Origin of the sequence: Persicitalea sp. (assembly GCF_041751555.1) — a bacterium.
Classification (GTDB): Bacteria; Bacteroidota; Bacteroidia; order Cytophagales; family Spirosomataceae; genus Persicitalea.
The window spans coordinates 1-4,422 of sequence record NZ_JBGSXF010000415.1; the positions used below are offsets into that span (position 1 = coordinate 1).

Below are 4,422 nucleotides of genomic sequence, written 5' to 3' on the forward strand. Positions count from 1 at the left end.
GTTCGGGATGAAAGCCCGTACCTACTTCCAGTAAACTACCGATTCGACCGTTGTAGTCGATGCGCCCCGTAGTTGGCCCTGTTACCTTAGATAGTATTTTAAGCAGAGTGGATTTTCCTGCTCCGTTTTTGCCTATAATTCCCAGAATTTCGCCGGGCATTACTTCGAAGTTGATGTCTTTGAGTGCCCAAACATACTCGCTTTTTCCTTTGGTACTGCGGTCGTTGCTTTCCCCTATTTTCAGGAAGGGATCTTCCTTACCCCGAACTTGATACCACCAACGCTTGAGGTCGTTGCTTAGGGTGCCGGTGCCAATCGTGCCAAGGCGGTACTGTTTCGATAGGTTTTCTACTTTAATGGCTGGCTTTGGCAAAGGTTGTTAGGTTGTTAGCGGGGCGCCCCGAGGCGTTGTTAGGTATAATTTAAACTACATCCATGAAATTCTTCTCCGTCTTATTAAAAATAACCAGACCTACAAGAAACACTACTGCTGTAAACACCGCCGAATACGTAAGCAACCCCCACGAAAAAGTACCCGTTCCAAAGAATCCGTACTTGAAGGTTTCCAGTATGCCCGTCATGGGGTTAGCCAACATAATGGGCTGGTATTTGGCGGGGATGGCCGATAGCGGCAGAATGACCGGGGTGGCGTACATCAGGAGTTGTACCCCAAATTCTACCAGGTATTGTAGGTCGCGGTACTTGGTGGTCATAGCGGATACCAGCATCCCCAAACCCAGCCCCATGAAGCCCATCAAAACAATCAACAGGGGCAAAAGTAGAATAGCGGCGTTGGGTTTGAGCGGATAGCCATCGATGGTGTAATAGCCGTAGATGAGCAAAAAAAGGAACAAACCAATGCCAAACTGAATCAGGTTGCTGATAATGATCGACAGCGGCGTAACGGCCCTGGGGAAATAGACTTTGCCAAATAGGGCGGCATTGGCCGTAAACGTGGTGGAGGTGGTGCGGAGGCAGTTGGAAAAATAATTCCAGGTCGTAACGCCCGCCAGATAGAATAAAATCGGGGGTACCCCATCCGTGGAAAGCTGAGCCATCCCCCCGAAGACGATAGCCAGGACGGCGGTCTGGAAGAGGGGTTGAATAAAAAACCAGAGCGGACCGAGGATGGTCTGCTTGTACTTGGCCACAAAGTCGCGACGCACAAAAAGTACCAGCAGATCGCGGTACTGCCAAATCTCGTTTAGGCGCAGATCGAGCAGTTTGTCGTGCGCCTGAATGGAGTTCTCAAAAGTAGGTTCAGTGGGATTCACCGGATACAGCTTCGCTCTTTCACTCCCATGCTTTGTTGCATACAAGTCTTACAATTAAACACTTACAAAACCAAAACTACTTATCTCGATTTTTATAAATTACCAGAACTTGTCGGTCTTCCGGCATACATTCACTATCCGGCCTGAGCCGCTGTTTTAGGGAGTGCCGCTACTTTGGTGCGACCCAGCTCCAGCACGATCCCTTTCCCAATTGCTACGATCTCAATGACCAGTTTTCCCTTGCCATCGTGTCGGACCAACCGTCCATGAAACCCTTTGAAAGGCCCGGAAGCTATGCGTACTTCCTGACCGGGGAGCAGGCCGGCATCCACCACCACAACCTCGTTATCCAGGTAGGCCAGTTGGCGCAATGCTTCAATTTGCGCCTCTGGAACCGAAGCATACGCTCCCCCGAAAGAAACAATGCGGACGACGCCGGGTGTATTGAGCATGGGATAGCGTAATTCTTCGGTAAATTTAGCAAAGATATAGCCGGAGAAAAGCGGTTCCTCGACGATTTTCACGCGATCACTCCACTTTTTCCTTCGCTTTTGCAGGGGCAAATATAGTTCTATCCCCATCTTTTGCAGCAGGGCGGCCGCTTTTTTCTCAGAACGCGAGCGCGTTTGGAGTACTCGCCAGGGATGTACGTTCAGGTTTTCTGCTTCCATGCTGTGGATATGGGGTAGGCGGTATAGTAATGAGCGATCAGGTCGATACTTTACGTTTGCTGCCTTCAAAAGGATGCCGGGTCAGGGGTAGCTTCACCAGCGGGTGGTAGTCGCCAAGCAGTGGGGAGATGCCCGCAGTACGAATATCGTGGACAATTTCAATCGAATGACGCGCTTCCTCCATGCCGAACCCACTCCCGGCCAGGATATGCTGGTAGCTTTTGGTATGCAGGTCGGTGAACCCATCGCTGAACTCGACCTCCTCGCCATCGACGGTAATGGAACGGTAGGTGGATTGCCCTTTCTCCTGAATGTGGGCGGGTAGCGTTTGGTGCTCGATGGACAAAAACCAGCGTACGCGGGCTTTTTCAAATTCCAGGTATCCGGCGGCGCGGTCGTGCCTATGGAGATGAACCTGATTGGTCTTGACTCCGCCGAACACCCAGGAGAGCATATCGTAGAAATGCACACCGATGTTGGTGGCGATCCCACCCGACTTGGCCATGTCGCCTTTCCAAGATGAATAATACCAGTTGCCCCGTGAGGTAATGTAGGTAAGGTCTACGTCGAATACTTTGTCCACCGGGCTGCGGGCGATTTTTTCTTTTAACGCAATAATGCCGGGGTGCAACCGGAGCTGGAGGACGGAATAAACGCGATGGTCACTTTCCCGTTCAATTTCCATTAGGGCGTCGATGTTCCAGGGGTTCATCACCAGGGGCTTCTCACAAATGACATGAGCATGATTACGCAACGCAAAGCGTATGTGAGCATCGTGCAGGTAGTTGGGACTACAGACGCTCACGTAGTCGATGGGCTGAGCCGTGCGGCGGAGTTTTTCGATGTGGCGGTCGAAACGCTCGAACTCGACGAAGAAGGCCGCTTTGGGAAAAAAACTATCCATGATCCCTACACTGTCGAAGGGATCGAGGGTAGCCACGAGCGTGTTGCCTGTTTCCTTAATGGCTCTGAGGTGGCGGGGTGCTATATAACCGGCAGCACCGATGAGGGAAAAATGTTTCATAGTAGTGTGTGGGCTTGAAGGTTAGTGTGTATGGTCAATCACTATTGGAATTCAGGAACGTCCGCTCCATCCTACATCTTTCTGACTACGCCCTTTTCTATTTCGTAGGCATCGCCACTTTCGGGACAAACTGCTCTTCCTGAGTCGTCGAAGTTCAGACGGTGTCCGTATTCACTCATCCAGCCCATTTGCCGGGCGGGGTTTCCCACCACGAGCGCGTAAGGCGGAATAGCTTGGGTCACCACGGCTCCCGCGCCAATGAAGGCAAAGTCGCCAATGTCGTGACCGCAGATAATGGTCGCGTTGGCCCCGATGCTCGCTCCTCGGCCAACGCGAGTCTTTTGAAATTGATCGCGGCGCTTGATAGCTGAGCGAGGATTAGTCACATTCGTAAAAACCATCGAAGGCCCCAGAAACACATCGTCTTCGCAAACCACCCCTGTATAGATCGACACGTTGTTCTGTACCTTCACGTTATTGCCCAAAACCACGCCCGGCGACACCACTACATTTTGGCCCAGGTTGCAATTCTCACCGAGTACACAGTCGGGCATGATGTGGGAAAAATGCCATATTTTGGTTCCCGCCCCGATGGTGCAACCTTCGTCGATTATGGCCGTAGGATGAACGAATACATTTTCCATACTAGCTGTTCGACAGGGTTTTATCCATTTCCAGCGACAAACCGGATGGCGCGTATTCAATAAAATAGGCCTTCACCGTAGCGCAAATGTAGTGCAATTCTTGTTTTGTCAACTCCGTGTGCATGGGCAAAGACAGCACCCGACGACAAAGATCCTCCGATACCGTCAGGCTGCCCGCAATCCTTCCCATCGTTTGGTAGGCTTTCTGTTGGGAGAGCGGAATGGGGTAATACACCATGCTCGGCACCCCTTTTTCCTGCAAGAAAACTTTGAGACGATCGCGGTGCTGGGCCGGTACTTTCAGGGTGTATTGGTGGAAAACGTGTGTCGAATAAGCGGCCCGGTAAGGCGTCTCGATGCCGGGTACCTTGGCCAGTTCGCGGTCGTACCAGGCGGCGGCGCGTTGCCGGGCGGCGATATAGGTATCGAGGTGTTTGAGCTTTTCCAGCAGGATAGCCGCCTGAATCGTATCGAGCCGCGAGTTAATTCCTACTAACTCGTGCCGGTATTTTTGGGCTTGCCCGTGGCTGGCGATCATGCGCACTTTGGCGGCCAACTCTGGCTGGTCAGTATAAACGGCCCCACCATCACCAAAACAGCCGAGGTTTTTGGAGGGAAAGAACGAGGTGGTTCCTAAATGGCCCAGTGCCCCCGCCGAAATCACTTCCCCGGTGCTGTCGAACGTGTAATCAGCTCCGATGGCCTGCGCGTTGTCCTCGATCACGTACAGGTCATTTGCCTTACAAAGATCGAGAATAGGCTCCATGTCAGCGCATTGGCCAAACAGATGAACAGGCACCACCGCCCTG

Annotated in this window: 6 protein-coding genes; all 6 read right to left on the reverse strand. The window is 52.1% G+C overall.

The genetic code is table 11. The features are described 5' to 3' along the window. On the reverse strand, window positions 1-373 hold a 373-nt coding region (locus ACEW8P_RS14560), incomplete at its 3' end, for an ATP-binding cassette domain-containing protein (protein ID WP_373513805.1). A 49-nt stretch (window positions 374-422) separates the two neighbouring features. Next, window positions 423-1,274 (reverse strand): ABC transporter permease, encoded by an 852-nt coding sequence (locus tag ACEW8P_RS14565; protein ID WP_373513806.1) that lies wholly within the window; start codon window positions 1,272-1,274, stop codon window positions 423-425. Window positions 1,275-1,408: 134 nt separating this feature from the next. Then, the gene (locus ACEW8P_RS14570; protein WP_373513807.1) at window positions 1,409-1,945 is read right to left on the reverse strand and encodes a UpxY family transcription antiterminator; all 537 of its coding nucleotides are present in this window, start codon (window positions 1,943-1,945) and stop codon (window positions 1,409-1,411) included. Between the two features lie 37 nt (window positions 1,946-1,982). Continuing rightward, window positions 1,983-2,969, reverse strand: coding sequence for a Gfo/Idh/MocA family protein (locus tag ACEW8P_RS14575; protein ID WP_373513808.1), 987 nt, complete (start codon window positions 2,967-2,969; stop codon window positions 1,983-1,985). 71 nt (window positions 2,970-3,040) lie between these two features. Next, complete coding sequence (locus ACEW8P_RS14580) at window positions 3,041-3,613, reverse strand: acyltransferase (RefSeq protein ID WP_373513809.1); 573 nt, start codon at window positions 3,611-3,613, stop codon at window positions 3,041-3,043. Between the two features lies 1 nt (window position 3,614). Further along, on the reverse strand, window positions 3,615-4,422 hold an 808-nt coding region (locus ACEW8P_RS14585; protein WP_373513810.1), incomplete at its 5' end, for a DegT/DnrJ/EryC1/StrS family aminotransferase.

What these genes read in the sequence shown, in the direction of transcription:
- ACEW8P_RS14580 (WP_373513809.1), bottom strand. Translation starts at nt 3,613, where the DNA reads ATGGAAAATGTATTCGTTCATCCTACGGCCATAATCGACGAAGGTTGC.
- ACEW8P_RS14570 (WP_373513807.1), bottom strand. Translation starts at nt 1,945, where the DNA reads ATGGAAGCAGAAAACCTGAACGTACATCCCTGGCGAGTACTCCAAACG.
- ACEW8P_RS14575 (WP_373513808.1), bottom strand. Translation starts at nt 2,969, where the DNA reads ATGAAACATTTTTCCCTCATCGGTGCTGCCGGTTATATAGCACCCCGC.